This window comes from Kosakonia cowanii JCM 10956 = DSM 18146 (genome assembly GCF_001975225.1).
GTDB lineage: Bacteria > Pseudomonadota > Gammaproteobacteria > Enterobacterales > Enterobacteriaceae > Kosakonia > Kosakonia cowanii.
Window position 1 is genome coordinate 4,618,543 of the sequence record NZ_CP019445.1, and the last position, 15,066, is coordinate 4,633,608.

Sequence of the window (15,066 nt, forward strand, 5' to 3'; positions counted from 1 at the left end):
TCCTTGACGGGTTAAATCCCCGCGCCCTGCGAATAACTCTCTTCACCAAACACGCCGGTCGACAGATAGCGATCGCCGCGATCGCAAATGATGGCGACAATCACCGCGCCCGGGTTCGCTTTCGCCACCCGAATCGCGCCGGCGACCGCGCCGCCAGAACTGACGCCGCAGAAGATGCCCTCTTTGACCGCCAGCGCGCGTATGGTATTTTCCGCCTCGCGCTGCTGGATATCCAGCACCTCATCCACCAAATCAGCGTTAAAAATGCCCGGCATATAATCGGCAGGCCAGCGGCGAATACCGGGAATGCTGCTCCCCTCTTCCGGCTGAAGGCCAACAATCGTCACCTTTTTCGCCTGCTCACGTAGGAAACGTGAAACGCCGGTGATAGTGCCGGTGGTGCCCATGCTGGAGACAAAGTGGCTGATGCGCCCCTGCGTCTGCTGCCAGATTTCCGGGCCGGTAGTGGTGTAATGGGCGTAGGGGTTATCGGGATTATTGAACTGATCGAGCAGCTTGCCGTCACCGCGCGCCGCCATCTCAAGGGCCAGATCGCGCGCCCCCTCCATGCCCTGCTCTTTGCTGACCAGAACCAGCTCGGCACCATAAGCACGCATTGCCGCGCGGCGCTCCTGGCTCATGTTGTCCGGCATCAGCAGCTTCATGCGATAGCCCTTCAGCGCCGCAATCATCGCCAGCGCAATGCCGGTGTTGCCGCTGGTTGCTTCAATCAGCACATCGCCAGGTTTGATTTCGCCGCGCCGTTCCGCCTGCACAATCATCGACAGCGCAGCGCGGTCTTTTACCGAACCGGCCGGATTGTTACCTTCGAGCTTGACCCAAATTTCACTGCCGTTATCCGGGGTGAGGCGCTGTAATTTGACCAGCGGCGTATTGCCAATAGTCTCTTCTAATGTGTTCACGATCGCTGTCCAATAAAAAACCCGGTCCGCATAACGCATACCGGGCTTGTCGGCCGGATGAGCAACGCGCTACCCGGCAAAAACCACGTTTCCTTAAGCTATCAGGCTGACTGAGCCAGAGCAAGCTCCGCGCCGGGCTCAATACGCTCATCGCCGTTATAGAGCCGCGCGTTCTGCAAGCCAACGAACAGCCGCTCGCCGCGCTGGGGCGGATGCTCATCGCGCATCACCACCGTTAACGGATCCGGGTTCCAGCCGAGCGGCTGCACCACCAGCTGCGTGTAGTGCCCTTTCGGGCTGGCTTCCAGCACCTGCACCGGCAGCGGCGAATCAAGGCTGGTGCGGCGGCTGACATCCACTTCCCATGGGCGCAGGAAGAGATCGACATCGCCCTGATAAACCGGCGTATGGCCAAGCGGCCAGTGGTGCGCGCCGACATGGAACTGCCCGCCGCGAATCACCCCTTTCAGGCGATTCACCTCGCCCATAAACTCCAGCACAAAGCGGGTCGCCGGTTCGCGCCACACCTGATCCGGCGCGTCCGCCTGCTCAATATTCCCCTGGCTCATCACCACCACGCGGTCGGCCACTTCCGTCGCCTCCTCCTGATCGTGGGTCACGAAGACGCTGGTGAATTTCAGCTCTTCATGCAGCTGACGCAGCCAGCGGCGAAGCTCTTTACGTACCTGCGCATCCAGCGCGCCGAAAGGTTCATCAAGCAGCAGGATTTGCGGTTCAACCGCCAGCGCGCGCGCCAGCGCCACACGCTGCTTCTGCCCGCCGGAGAGCTGCGCCGGGTAGCGATCCGCCAGATGCGCCAACTGCACCATCTCCAGCAGCCTGGTCACTTTCGCTTTGATGGCGGCGGCATTCGGCCGCTCGCGGCGTGGCAGCACCGTTAAACCAAAGGCGATGTTGTCGAATACCGACATATGGCGGAACAGCGCATAGTGCTGAAACACGAAGCCGACGCGGCGCTCGCGCGCATGCAGGCGGCTGACATCGGTGCCGTGAAAACGGATGCGCCCGCTGCTCTGGTGCTCCAGCCCGGCAATAATGCGCAGCAGCGTGGTTTTACCGGAGCCTGAGGGGCCCAGCAGCGCCACCATCTGCCCGGACGGGATATCCAGAGAGATATCATTCAGCACCTGGGTGCGACCAAACGACTTCTTAATATTCGCAATCTCAATGCTCATGATTTCCCTCCTCGTGCAGGCGTTTTTCCTGAGTGTTCAAACGCCACTGCACCGCACTCTTTAAAAACAGTGTCAAAATCGCCATTAGGGTCAGCAGGGCCGCGGCGGTAAAGGCACCGACGGTGTTGTAATCCTGCTCCAGTAACTCAATTTGCAGCGGCAGCGACAGGGTTTCACCGCGAATCGATCCGGACACCACCGACACTGCACCGAACTCACCAATCGCTCGTGCGTTGGTCAGCACCACGCCGTAAAGCAGCGCCCAGCGGATATTAGGCAACGTGACGCGGCGGAACATCTGCCAGCCGGAGGCCCCAAGCAGGATTGCGGCTTCATCCTCATGGCTTCCCTGGCTGAGCATCACCGGCACCAGCTCGCGCACCACAAATGGGCAGGTGACGAAGACGGTAACCAGCACCATGCCGGGCCAGGAGAACATGATTTGCAGATTATGTTCGTCCAGCCAGCCGCCAAGCGGGCCGTTGGTACCATAAAAGAGCAGATAGATAAGACCGGCAACCACCGGCGACACCGCAAATGGAATATCGAGCAGGGTCAGCAGCAACTGGCGGCCGGGAAAGTTAAAGCGCGTCACCAGCCAGGCGAGCAGCGTGCCGAAGACCAGGTTGACCGGCACCGAGATGAGCGCAATCAGCACCGTCAGCCAGATGGCGTGCAGCATGTCGGCATCGGCGAGGTTTTGCAGCACCGGAGCCAGCCCTTTGCTGAAGGCCTGCACAAAGATATAGATCATCGGCACCAGCAGGATAAAAGCTGAAAGCAAAATCCCGGTGCCGATTAAAAACCATTTCCCCCAGTTCACCCGGGGCTTGTCATAGCGTTTCAATGCACTTATTTCCGCCATTAGTGACCTACCACACGCTGACCAAAGCGACTTTGCAAGGTATTGATGGAGAAGAGCAGCAGTAGCGAAGCCGCCAGAATGACTGAAGCAATCGCGCTCGCCGCCGGGTAGTCAAACTCCTGCAAACGTACGAAGATCATCAGCGAGGTCACTTCCGTCTTCCAGGCGATATTCCCGGCGATAAAGATCACCGCGCCAAACTCACCGAGGCTGCGGGTAAAAGAGAGCGCAACGCCCGCCATCAGCGCCGGTGACAGCTCCGGTAGCACCACTTTACGGAAACTCTGCCAGCGCGTGGCACCCAGGGTTTCCGCCGCCTCTTCATACTCCGGGCCGAGCTCTTCCAGCACCGGTTGCACCGTGCGCACCACAAACGGGATGCTGGTAAAGGCCATCGCCACCGCAATCCCGAGCCAGGTGTAGGTCACTTTAATATCCAGCGCCGCCAGCCACTCGCCGTAAAAGCCGTTAACGGAGAAGAGCGAGGCCAGCGTCAAGCCCGCCACCGCCGTCGGCAGCGCAAACGGCAGATCCATCAACGCGTCGAGCAGCGTACGTCCCGGAAAGCGGTAGCGGGTGAGGATCCACGCCATCAGCATGCCGAAGACGCCGTTGAAGATTGAGGCGACAAACGCCGCCAGCAGCGTCACTTTATAGGCGGCCACCACCTGCGGGTTGGTGACCACTTCCCAGTACTGTTCCCAGCTCATCTGTGACAGCTGCATCACCAGCGCGCTTAAGGGTAACAACAGAATCAGACAGACAAAAAAGAGGCTGCTGCCGAGGCTTAAACCAAAGCCCGGCAGCACGCGTTTCGATCCAGACAACATCACTTATGCCCCGCCGCCAGCAACTTATCCAGCTCGCCGCCGCTGGCAAAATGGGTTTTCATCACTTCCGGCCAGGAGCCGAACTTATCTTCCACGCGGAACAGCGCGGTCTGCGGGAATTTATCACCCAGCTTTTTCATCACTTCCGGGTTGTTCACGCGGTAGTAGTAGTCGGTAATGATGGTCTGCGCCTGCGGCGAGTAGAGCCAGTTGAGGTAGGCTTTCGCCGCCTTCTCTGTGCCGTTGGCTTTCACATTCTTATCCACCCATGCCACCGGAAACTCGGCGAGGATATTGACCTTCGGCACCACCACTTCAAAGCCCTGCGCTTCATACTGTTTGCGGATGTTATTCACTTCCGACTCAAAGGTGATCAGCACATCGCCGAGGCCGCGCTCAACGAAAGTGGTAGTCGCGCCGCGACCGCCGGTGTCGAAGACCTCAACGTTTTTCAGGAACTGCGTCATAAACTGGGTGGTTTTGGCGTTATCACCGCCGTCAGCCTGATCGGCTGCGCCCCAGGCCGCCAGATAGGTATAGCGGGCGTTGCCGGAGGTTTTGGGATTCGGAAAGATCAGCTTCACGTCAGAACGCACCAGGTCGTTCCAGTCGTGGATATTCTTCGGGTTGCCCTTGCGCACAAGGAACGCCATCGTCGAGTAGAACGGCGAGCTGTTATTCGGTAAGCGGCTCTGCCAGTCGGCGGGGATCAGCTTGCCCTTATCGTGCAGGATCTGCACATCCGTCACCTGGTTATAGGTGACCACGTCCGCTTTCAGCCCTTGCAGAATTGCCAGCGCCTGTTTTGACGAACCGGCATGGGATTGCTTGATGGTCAGCTTGTCGCCGCCATTCTCCTGCGCCCACTGCTGCTCAAAAGGCGGGTTCAGCGCCGCAAACAGCTCGCGCGAGACATCATACGAGCTGTTGAGCAGTTCCGTTGCCTGTGCCTGCGCGCTCAACAGCGTCAGCGCTGCCAGCGTCAGATATCCTTTTTTCAGTATGTTAACGGCCATTGCGCACCCTTATAAGCTGATCACTCGACGATGTTCAGTTTATTTATAACGGGAGTGAAAGCAGTAACGGTTTTATATACCAATTGGTGATTTGGAATCAGAAAAGAGTATAAGCAGAAAGGGGTATAAGCCGGGTTGCCCCGGCCTGATGTGACGCGGGTTTGTTACAGGGCAAAGAGCCTGTCGAGTGCGGGTGCGAAGTAGTAACCACCGGTAACCGGGCGGGTAAAACGCAGCATGGCGTCGCGCTTGCCGTCACTGTCGCCGAACATGCTCAGCAGCTGCTGCTCAATGTTATAGAGCCGCGCGCTGTAGGTGCAGAAATAGAGGCCGTGGGTGCCGCTGGCCGTGCCATAGGGCAGGCTCTGGCGCACAATCTTCAGCCCCTTGCCCGCCTCTTTCAGATCGACACGCGAGAGATGGGACGTTACCGGACGCACATCGGCGTCGATCTCTTCGTTATCCGCTTTGGTGCGCCCGATCATCATCTCCTGATCGCTGACGCTCATGCGATTAAGCTGCTTCAGGTTGTGCTCCCAGCGCTGCACCATCACATAGCTGCCGCCTGCGTCGACGCCGTCCTGGATAATCGCCACTTCACGGCGTATCTCTTCGCCGGCCGGGTTCTCGGTGCCGTCGACAAAACCGCTAAGATCGCGATCTTCCACCCAGCGGAAACCGTGCGTCTCCTCTTTCACCTCCAGCGCATCGCCAAAGGCAGCCAGCGCCGCCTGGGCAACAGAGAAGTTCACATCGTGACGCAGGGAGAGAATGTGGATCAGCACATCGTGCTGAGTAGCGGGCGCAAGGCCTTTGCCATAGGCGGGAAAATCTTTTAGCTCTTCAGCGCCCTGCCCGTTGCTTAATTCACGCCAGACGCGGGAACCAAACGCAACCACCGCGCCGAGCGCCGCGTCGGGGAACTGCAACTGGAAGTTTGCGAGCTTATCGGCAAACGCACGGCTGCCGGCACGCAGGGCATCGGCCTCCCCTTTTACGCTGGCCTCAATCCAAATTGCCGCACGGCAATGTTCCGGCAAAATGCCGCTCTGAACCTGGGACATCACATCTCCTGAAAACTGACCACAAAAACGATGCGGCATTGTACCTGTTTTTGGGTCAGTATCAGACTATTCTGATGCGATTAGCGACGCCAGATGATCTTGCTCACTTTCCAGCTTTTCAGGGTGTCATCCGACGGCATTAAGCCATCCGGGCCGCTCCAGCTACCGCTGAAAAGATAGCTGATATGCTGGCTGTCGGGCGCTTTACACTCAATGCCGGAGATATCAGCGTCAGAGGCTTTCACGCAGTTGCCGAATGCTTTGTCATAGAGAGTGTTGAACGGCGCGCCGATTTTAACCCCTTTAGCGGTGGCAATGTCGGGATCGGTAACATCAATCCGGCTGACAACGCCGTTTTCACCATTGACCACCAGCGCCAGCTGCTTCTCTTTCAGCGCTTCGAAATAGCGAACAATGGTGCCTTTATCGGTTTTCATGCCGCTGCGCAGGTGGTAATCGCCGCCTAACGCATCGCCAATCGCCTGTTCATTGAGCGGCGTGCTGGCTGTCAGGCCGCCAACGCCCTGCTCGTTGACTTCGAGGGAGGAACCAAACCAGTTCCAGGGATACGCGGCAGACCAGTTGACGGAGGCGAACGTCGAGCAGCCGGTTAACGCCAGCGGCAGCGCGATAAAAAACATACGCAGGGGTTTCATGCACAATTCCTTATATTGACCAAACGCCTGTTGGAGTGCCGAAAGTGAAAAAAGTGCCCTCCTCACAGCGAAAGGCCAGTTTCAGTACTCTTCATCTTCAATCAGGCGCTTGCCAAGATTAACGCTGTCGGTGTGTTCATACCCCAGGCGCTCATACATGCCGATCACCATCTCGTTATCGTCGCGCACCATCAGGTTAATCTTCGGGCAGCCGCGGGCAATCAACTTCTTCTCCAGCCGGCTGAGCAGCGCATTGGCGATGCCGCGACCGCGAAACTCCGGGTGAACGCCCAGGTAATATGCCGAACCGCGATGGCCGTCATAACCGCCCATTACCGTTCCCACCACTTCGCCACCCACCTCTGCCACCAGGAAAAGGCTTACGTCATGATTGACCTTACGCTCAATGTCCATCTCCGGATCGTTCCACGGGCGCAGCAGTTCACAGCGCTCCCAAAGCGTGATCACTTCTTCAAAATCTTCCTGCCGGAAAACACGTATCTCCATGATGTCCCCCATATTTTTCAGCTGTGTAAACGGTGATTATGGCCTGTGGCGCGCGGTTAGCCAATATCCAGCATCATCGCCGCTGAAAAATGGCATAATGTCACTCTGTCACGTATTGAAATGAAAAGTAAAACAATAGTTCTTACGGACTGTCGTCACAGCAAACACGATACGCTATAACACCTGCCACCACGGATAACCCATTTCAGGCTATGAGCACCTTTAAACCATTAAAAACACTCACCTCGCGTCGCCAGATCCTGAAAGCAGGCCTGGCCGCATTAACCTTGTCAGGTATGTCTCGTGCTATCGCTAAGGATGAGACACCGCTTAAAACCAGCAACAGCCACAGCAAACCGAAAGCGAAAAAAGCGGGTGCAAAGCGCATCGTAATGCTTGATCCCGGTCACGGCGGGATTGATACCGGCGCAATTGGCCACAATGGCTCGAAAGAGAAGCATGTGGTGCTGGCGATTGCCAAAAACGTTCGCGCCCAGCTGCGCGCGCGCGGCATTGATGCGCGCCTGACGCGCACCAGCGATAAATTTATCCCCCTTTATGACCGCGTTGAGATTGCCCATCAGCACGGCGCGGATCTCTTTATGTCGATTCACGCCGACGGCTTTACCAACCCGAACGCCGCGGGCGCGTCGGTGTTTGCCCTCTCCAATCGCGGGGCGAGTAGCGCGATGGCGAAATACCTCTCCGATAAGGAGAACGCCGTGGATGAACTGGCGGGCAAAAAAGCGCGTGATAAAGATCATCTGCTCCAGCAGGTGCTGTTTGATTTAGTCCAGACGGATACCATCAAAAACAGCCTGACGCTCGGCTCGCATATCATTAAACAGATCAAGCCGGTGCACCGGCTGCACAGCCGCAATACCGAGCAGGCGGCGTTTGTGGTGCTAAAATCGCCTTCCATTCCATCGGTGCTGGTTGAGACCTCGTTTATTACCAACCCGGCGGAGGAGAAGCTGCTCGGCACCGCTGCGTTTCGCCAGAAGATCGCCACCGCCATCACCGATGGCGTCATGAGCTACTTTAGCTGGTTCGATAATCACAAAGCCCACACGAAGAGGCGCTGATGAGCACTCCTGATGTAGACCCGGTAAAAAACGCCCTGCTTGCCCTGCAGGACTCTATCTGCGCGAAGCTGGCGGCAATTGACGGCGGCAGCTTTATTGAAGATGCCTGGCAGCGTGAGGCGGGCGGCGGTGGACGCAGTCGCGTGCTGCGCGACGGCAGCGTGTTTGAACAGGCGGGGGTTAACTTCTCCCACGTTCATGGTGATGCGATGCCTGCCTCTGCCACCGCGCATCGCCCGGAGCTGGCGGGTCGCAGTTTCGAAGCGATGGGCGTCTCATTAGTGGTGCATCCGCGCAACCCCTATGTGCCGACCAGCCACGCCAACGTACGCTTTTTTATCGCCCAGAAGCCGGATGCCGATCCGGTGTGGTGGTTTGGCGGCGGTTTCGATATGACGCCCTATTACGGCTTCGAAGAGGATGCCATCCACTGGCACCGCACCGCGCGCGATCTCTGCCAGCCCTTCGGCGAAGAGATCTACCCACGTTACAAAAAGTGGTGCGACGACTACTTCTATCTGAAGCACCGCGACGAGCAGCGCGGCGTCGGCGGGCTCTTTTTCGACGATCTCAATACCCCGGATTTTGACCACTGTTTCGACTTTATGCGCGCGGTGGGCGAAGGGTATACCGATGCCTATCTGCCGATTGTCGAGCGGCGTAAAAACACGCCGTGGGGCGAGCGCGAGCGCGATTTTCAGCTCTACCGACGCGGGCGCTACGTGGAGTTTAACCTGGTGTGGGATCGCGGGACGCTGTTCGGCCTGCAAACCGGCGGGCGCACCGAGTCGATTTTGATGTCGATGCCGCCGCTGGTGCGCTGGGAATACAATTACCAGCCCGCCGAAGGCAGCCCCGAAGCGGCGTTAAGCGAATTTATAAAAGTCCGCGATTGGGTGTGACGTTGATGTTGTAGGCCGGATAAGGCGCAGCCGCCATCCGGCAAGGGTGTTACCACGGTGGAATGGTTCCGTTCACCAGGCGCCGGGGAGTTTCATTAATCTCTTATGCGGTGAACGGGACAAGGGGGGGACCGCTCCCCCCTTGTCAATCCCCGCGGCCCCGCGAGGAAATCGGTGCTTCGCACTGCGCTCACCTCCCGCGTGCCTGACGGCGGCCGGCTCGACTCGACATCCTGTCTCGGTTCGCCTCTGTCCGCCATCCATGGCGTCCAGACCTTGTCATTCACGCTTCGGTTCGCCGATTTCAGCGGGGACACAACCCCTCGCTTTCATATTGCAGATAAAAACCGCACCGGTATCGCTGTAAGCGCGTTTTGGTAGGCCGGATAAGGCGTAGCCGCCATCCGGCAATCGGTGCCGCAGAGATAATGCCGGATGGCGCTAACGCTTATCCGGCCTACGAACCTCATCCTGCCGAAGGTTACAACGGCGCGGTCTGCGCCTCGACCACCGCTAACGCCACCATATTGACGATCCGCCGCACGGAGGCGATCGGCGTCAACACATGCACCGGCTTCGCCACCCCCATCAGCACCGGCCCGACGGTTACCCCTTCGGCGCTGGAAACCCGCAGCAGGTTGTAACTGATTCGCGCAGCTTCGACGTTCGGCATAATCAGGATATTCGCCGTCCCCTTCAGCGGGCTGTCGGGCATTCTGTCCTGACGAATTGACTCATCCAGCGCCGCATCGCCATGCATCTCGCCGTCAATCATCAACTCCGGTGCCCGCTCGCGTACCAGCGCTAAGGTCTCACGCATCTTCACCGCCGCTGGCGCGTTAGATGAGCCGTACTGGGAGTGCGAAAGCAGCGCCACGCGCGGTTCAATGCCGAAACGGCGCACCGTCTCCGCCGCCAGCAGGGTGATCTCTGCCAGCTGATCGGCGCTCGGATCTTCATTCACGTAGGTGTCGGCGATAAAGGTGTTGCCGCTTGGCAGCAGCAGCGCATTCATCGCGCCTGCGGCATGCACGCTGTCGCGATAACCAAAGATGTCGCGCACCACGCTGAAGTGCTCATGGTATTCGCCAATGGTGCCGCAGATCATCGCATCCGCTTCACCGCGATGCACCATGATGGCACCAATCACCGTGGTGTTAGCGATCACCGCACGCTGCGCCTGCTCCTGCGTCACGCCCCGGCGCTTCATGATGTTGAAGTACTCCGTCCAGTACTCTTTAAAGCGCGGGTCGGACTCGTTATTCACAATCTCAAAGTCCGCACCGGCGCGAATTTGCAGCCCCAGCTTCTGAATGCGCATCTCAATCACGCTCGGGCGACCGATGAGAATCGGTTTCGCCAGCCCCAGCGTCACCAGCTCCTGGGTGGCATGCAGCACGCGCGGCTCCTCCCCTTCCGTCAGCACCACGCGCTTCGGCGCGCTGCGGGCCTGGGAGAAGATCGGCTTCATAAACAGGTTGGTTTTATAGACAAACTCGGCGAGCTTATCGACATAAGCGTCGAAATCGCTAATCGGCCGCGTCGCCACGCCGGACTCCATCGCCGCCTTTGCCACCGCCGGCGCGATTTTGACAATCAAACGCGGGTCGAAGGGTTTCGGGATCAGGTAATCAGGCCCAAAGCTGAGATCCTGATCGCCATAGGCCGAGGCCACCACTTCGCTCTGCTCGGCGTGTGCCAGCTCGGCGATGGCATGAACCGCCGCCAGCTTCATCTCTTCGTTGATCGCCGTTGCGCCAACATCCAGCGCGCCACGGAAGATAAAGGGGAAGCAGAGCACGTTGTTGACCTGGTTGGGGTAGTCCGATCGGCCGGTGCAGATAATCGCATCCGGGCGCACCGATTTTGCCAGATCCGGCAGGATCTCCGGCTCCGGGTTGGCCAGCGCAAGGATCAGCGGCTGGCGCGCCATCTCTTTCACCATCTCCGGGGTCAGCACTTTTGGCCCCGAGCAGCCAAGGAAGATATCCGCGCCCGCCACCACTTCTGCCAGCGTGCGTTTGCCGCTGTCCTCCACCGCATAGGCGGCTTTGGTCTCTGCCATGTTTGGCTCGCGGTCTTTGTAGATCACCCCTTTCGAGTCACAGACCACAATGTTGTGTTTCTGCATCCCGAGCGCCACCAGCAGGTTCATACAGGCGATGGCCGCCGCGCCCGCGCCGGAAACCACCATGCGCACGTCAGAGAGGTTCTTTTCCACTACCCGCAGGCCATTGAGAATAGCGGCGGTGCTGATGATCGCCGTGCCGTGCTGATCGTCATGGAACACCGGAATGTTCATGCGCTCACGCAGTTTCGCCTCAATGTAGAAGCACTCCGGCGCTTTAATATCTTCCAGGTTAATGCCGCCGAAGGTCGGCTCCAGCGCGGCGACCACGTCAATCAGTTTGTCGGGATCCTGCTCGTCAACTTCGATATCGAACACATCAATACCGGCGAATTTCTTAAACAGAACGCCTTTGCCCTCCATCACCGGCTTACCGGCGAGCGCGCCGATATTGCCAAGGCCGAGCACGGCGGTGCCGTTGGAGATAACGGCCACCAGATTGCCGCGCGCGGTGTATTTGTAGGCTGCCAGCGGGTCTTTCTCAATTTCCAGACAGGGAGCGGCAACACCGGGCGAGTACGCCAGCGCCAGGTCGCGCTGGGTCGCCAGCGGTTTGGTGGGGGAAACCTGAATCTTACCCGGGCGAGGAAACTCGTGAAAATCGAGGGCACTCTGTTTTAATTGGTCGTCCATTAGATGTTCCTTTCACGTTGCTTTCAGCGTCAAGAGTGTTAACGCGTGATGACACTCCAATGCACCGACCAGTATGGCCTTTGTCGGCAGCATAAACTTTGAAGGTCGCCATACTCTGACCATCGCATCAACAAAACTGTTACGTATATCTCCCATCTTTGTTACCTGCTGCAAAACCCCGTAAAGGGCTGCGTCTGCTATGCTTTTTTGTTATGCAGCTCTCATCCTGACAACAGCGCGATGCGACGCGCGTAAATAACACACTGCTTTTTAAGGAGTTATCTTCATGAATTATTTAGACGGCCTGAAACAGTTCACCACCGTAGTGGCGGACAGCGGCGACATCGAATCCATTCGCCATTACCAGCCGGAAGATGCCACCACCAACCCCTCCCTGCTGCTGAAGGCCGCTGGGCTGGGCCACTTTTCCCATCTGGTCGACGACGCGCTGGAGTATGGCAAAGCGCGCGGCAAAACCCAGGAGCAGCAGGTCGCGGAAGCGAGCGACAAACTGGCGGTCAATATCGGTGCGGAAATTCTGAAAAGCATTCCGGGCCGCGTCTCCACTGAAGTCGATGCGCGTCTCTCCTACGACAAAGAGAAGAGCATTGCCAAAGCACGCCGTATCGTTGAGCTTTACCAGGAGCAGGGGATCGATAAGTCACGCATTCTGATCAAACTTGCCTCCACGTGGGAAGGTATCCGCGCGGCGGAAGAGCTGCAAAAAGAGGGTATCGACTGTAACCTGACGCTGCTCTTCTCCTTTGCGCAGGCGCGTGCCTGTGCCGAAGCGGGCGTCTATCTGATTTCGCCGTTCGTCGGGCGCATCTACGACTGGTACAACGACCGCAAACCGATGGACCCGTACGTGGTGGATGAAGATCCGGGCGTCAAATCCGTACGTAATATCTATGACTACTACAAACAGCACCGGTACGAGACCATCGTGATGGGCGCCAGCTTCCGCCGCGTCGAGCAGATCCTTGCCCTCGCCGGCTGTGACCGTCTCACCATCTCGCCTGCCCTGCTGCAAGAGTTGCAGGAGCATGAAGGCACCGTCGAGCGCAAACTGGTGCCGTCGTCCCAGACCTTCTCGCGCCAGGCGAAAATGACCGAAGCGGAGTTCCGCTGGGAACATAATCTCGACCCAATGGCGGTTGAGAAACTCTCTGACGGCATCCGCCAGTTCGCCGTCGACCAGCGCAAACTCGAAGATCTGCTTGCTGCCAAACTTTAACCTTTTGCCACGGAGTGAACTATGTCCCGTAAAGAGCTTGCTAACGCCATTCGCGCCCTGAGTATGGACGCGGTGCAAAAAGCCAATTCCGGCCACCCCGGTGCGCCAATGGGGATGGCGGATATCGCGGAAGTGCTGTGGAACGACTTTCTGCAACACAACCCGGCCGACCCGACCTGGTACAACCGCGACCGCTTTATTCTCTCCAACGGTCACGCCTCGATGCTGCTCTACAGCCTGCTGCACCTCAGCGGCTATGACCTGCCGATCGAAGAGTTGAAGAACTTCCGTCAGTTGCACTCCAAAACGCCGGGCCACCCGGAAATTGGCTACACGCCGGGCGTAGAAACCACCACCGGCCCGCTGGGCCAGGGGCTGGCGAACGCCGTCGGTCTGGCAATTGCCGAGCGCACGCTGGCGGCGCAGTTTAACCGTCCGGGCCATGACATTGTTGATCACTACACCTATGTCTTTATGGGCGACGGCTGTCTGATGGAGGGGATCTCCCACGAAGTCTGCTCGCTGGCGGGCACGCTGGGCTTAGGCAAACTGATTGGCTTCTACGATCACAACGGCATCTCCATTGATGGCGAAACCGAAGGCTGGTTTACCGATGACACCGCCAAACGCTTCGAAGCCTATAACTGGCATGTGATCAGCGAAGTGGATGGTCACTCTGCGGAAGCAGTGAAAAAGGCCATTGAAGAGGCGCAGCAGGTCAAAGATAAGCCGACGCTGATTATCTGCCGCACGGTGATTGGTTTTGGCTCGCCGAACAAAGCGGGCAAAGAGGAGTCCCACGGTGCGGCGCTCGGCGATGAAGAAGTGGCGCTGACCCGCAAACAGCTTGGCTGGAACTACGGTCCGTTCGAGATCCCGAAAGAGATCTATCAGGCGTGGGATGCTCACGATCGCGGTGCGAAAGCCCAGCAGTCGTGGAATGAGAAACTGGCAGCGTGGGAGAAAGAGTTCCCGGATCTGGCAGCCGAATTCAAGCGCCGCATGAGCGGTGGACTGCCGGAGAACTGGGAGCAGCTCACCTCCGAGTACATCAACAACCTGCAGGCCAACCCGGCGAAAATCGCCAGCCGTAAGGCATCACAAAACACCCTTAACAGCTATGGCCCGGTGCTGCCGGAACTGCTTGGCGGCTCGGCGGATCTGGCGCCAAGTAACCTCACCATCTGGTCAGGCTCCACCTCGATTAAAGAGGATGCCGCCGGGAACTACATTCACTACGGTGTGCGTGAGTTCGGCATGACGGCAATTGCTAACGGCATCGCCCACCACGGCGGTTTCGTGCCCTACACTGCAACCTTCCTGATGTTCGTTGAGTATGCCCGCAACGCGGCGCGTATGGCGGCGCTGATGAAAGCGCGGCAGATCATGGTCTACACCCATGACTCAATCGGCCTTGGCGAAGATGGCCCGACGCACCAGGCGGTTGAGCAGATTGCCAGCCTGCGTCTGACGCCAAACTTCAGCACCTGGCGCCCCTGTGACCAGGTGGAAGCGGCAGTTGGCTGGAAACTGGCGATTGAGCGCCATAACGGCCCGACAGCGCTGATCCTCTCACGTCAGAACCTTGCCCAGATGGAGCGAACCCCGGAGCAGGTCAAGGCGATCAGCAAAGGCGGTTATATCCTGAAAGATAGCGACGGCAAGCCGGATCTGATCCTGATTGCTACCGGCTCTGAAATGGAGATCACCATGAAGGCCGCTGAGCAACTGAGCAGCGAAGGCGTGAAGGTGCGGGTAGTTTCGCTGCCTTCCACGGATATCTTTGATGCCCAGGATGAAGCGTGGCGCGAATCGGTGCTGCCATCGGATGTCAGCGCGCGCGTCGCGGTAGAAGCCGGGATTGCCGATTACTGGTACAAGTATGTTGGTCTGAAGGGCGCGATTGTCGGCATGACCGGCTATGGCGAGTCCGCGCCGGCGGAGAAACTCTTCCCTTACTTCGGCTTTACCGTTGAGAACATCGTGGCGAAAGCCAAAGCGGTTCTTAAGAAGTAATCTTCAGG

At 58.2% G+C, this 15,066-nt stretch carries 13 protein-coding genes; 4 read left to right on the forward strand and 9 right to left on the reverse strand.

Annotated elements, in window-relative coordinates; all coding sequences use genetic code 11:
- Positions 1 to 11: 11 nt before the first annotated feature.
- From cysM to BWI95_RS21925, 8 genes are all read right to left on the reverse strand, one after another.
- The gene (cysM, locus tag BWI95_RS21890) at positions 12 to 923 is read right to left on the reverse strand and encodes a cysteine synthase CysM (protein ID WP_054804590.1); all 912 of its coding nucleotides are present in this window, start codon (positions 921 to 923) and stop codon (positions 12 to 14) included.
- 101 nt (positions 924 to 1,024) lie between these two features.
- Positions 1,025 to 2,119: a sulfate/thiosulfate ABC transporter ATP-binding protein CysA gene (gene cysA, locus BWI95_RS21895; RefSeq protein ID WP_076770245.1), complete on the reverse strand. Its 1,095-nt coding sequence runs from the start codon at positions 2,117 to 2,119 to the stop codon at positions 1,025 to 1,027.
- A complete protein-coding gene (gene cysW / locus BWI95_RS21900) occupies positions 2,109 to 2,984 on the reverse strand; it encodes a sulfate/thiosulfate ABC transporter permease CysW (RefSeq protein ID WP_076770246.1) in 876 nt (291 codons plus the stop codon). Before cysW ends, cysA begins: the two co-directional genes overlap by 11 nt.
- On the reverse strand, positions 2,984 to 3,814 hold the full coding sequence (gene cysT, locus BWI95_RS21905) for a sulfate/thiosulfate ABC transporter permease CysT (protein WP_023478964.1): 831 nt from the start codon (positions 3,812 to 3,814) through the stop codon (positions 2,984 to 2,986). Before cysT ends, cysW begins: the two co-directional genes overlap by 1 nt.
- A complete protein-coding gene (locus BWI95_RS21910; protein ID WP_076770247.1) occupies positions 3,814 to 4,830 on the reverse strand; it encodes a sulfate ABC transporter substrate-binding protein in 1,017 nt (338 codons plus the stop codon). Before BWI95_RS21910 ends, cysT begins: the two co-directional genes overlap by 1 nt.
- Positions 4,831 to 4,994: 164 nt before the next feature.
- On the reverse strand, positions 4,995 to 5,894 hold the full coding sequence (locus BWI95_RS21915; RefSeq protein WP_054804587.1) for a Dyp-type peroxidase: 900 nt from the start codon (positions 5,892 to 5,894) through the stop codon (positions 4,995 to 4,997).
- A gap of 80 nt (positions 5,895 to 5,974) precedes the next feature.
- Positions 5,975 to 6,550 carry an RpoE-regulated lipoprotein gene (locus BWI95_RS21920; RefSeq protein WP_054804586.1) on the reverse strand — a complete coding sequence of 192 codons (576 nt, stop codon included), beginning with the start codon at positions 6,548 to 6,550 and terminating at the stop codon, positions 5,975 to 5,977.
- 81 nt (positions 6,551 to 6,631) lie between these two features.
- Entirely contained in the window at positions 6,632 to 7,057 is a 426-nt protein-coding gene (locus tag BWI95_RS21925) for a GNAT family acetyltransferase (RefSeq protein WP_042718790.1), read from the reverse strand.
- Positions 7,058 to 7,269: 212 nt separating this feature from the next.
- Here BWI95_RS21925 and amiA point away from each other — a divergent pair, with 212 nt between their 5' ends.
- Both amiA and hemF read left to right on the forward strand, forming a co-directional pair.
- Complete coding sequence (gene amiA, locus BWI95_RS21930; protein WP_034812345.1) at positions 7,270 to 8,142, forward strand: N-acetylmuramoyl-L-alanine amidase AmiA; 873 nt, start codon at positions 7,270 to 7,272, stop codon at positions 8,140 to 8,142.
- Positions 8,142 to 9,044 carry an oxygen-dependent coproporphyrinogen oxidase gene (gene hemF, locus BWI95_RS21935; protein WP_076770248.1) on the forward strand — a complete coding sequence of 301 codons (903 nt, stop codon included), beginning with the start codon at positions 8,142 to 8,144 and terminating at the stop codon, positions 9,042 to 9,044. Before amiA ends, hemF begins: the two co-directional genes overlap by 1 nt.
- Before the next feature lie 481 nt (positions 9,045 to 9,525).
- Here the strand turns inward: hemF and maeB are convergent, their stop codons facing one another.
- Positions 9,526 to 11,805, reverse strand: a complete 2,280-nt coding sequence (gene maeB, locus BWI95_RS21940; RefSeq protein ID WP_076770249.1) for an NADP-dependent oxaloacetate-decarboxylating malate dehydrogenase — start codon at positions 11,803 to 11,805, stop codon at positions 9,526 to 9,528.
- Between the two features lie 286 nt (positions 11,806 to 12,091).
- On the opposite strand from maeB, the gene tal reads away from it, so the two are divergent.
- Together tal and tkt are read left to right on the forward strand one after the other, a co-directional pair.
- Complete coding sequence (tal, locus tag BWI95_RS21945) at positions 12,092 to 13,042, forward strand: transaldolase (protein WP_023481168.1); 951 nt, start codon at positions 12,092 to 12,094, stop codon at positions 13,040 to 13,042.
- Between the two features lie 21 nt (positions 13,043 to 13,063).
- A complete protein-coding gene (tkt, locus tag BWI95_RS21950; RefSeq protein WP_076770250.1) occupies positions 13,064 to 15,058 on the forward strand; it encodes a transketolase in 1,995 nt (664 codons plus the stop codon).
- Positions 15,059 to 15,066 lie beyond the last annotated feature (8 nt).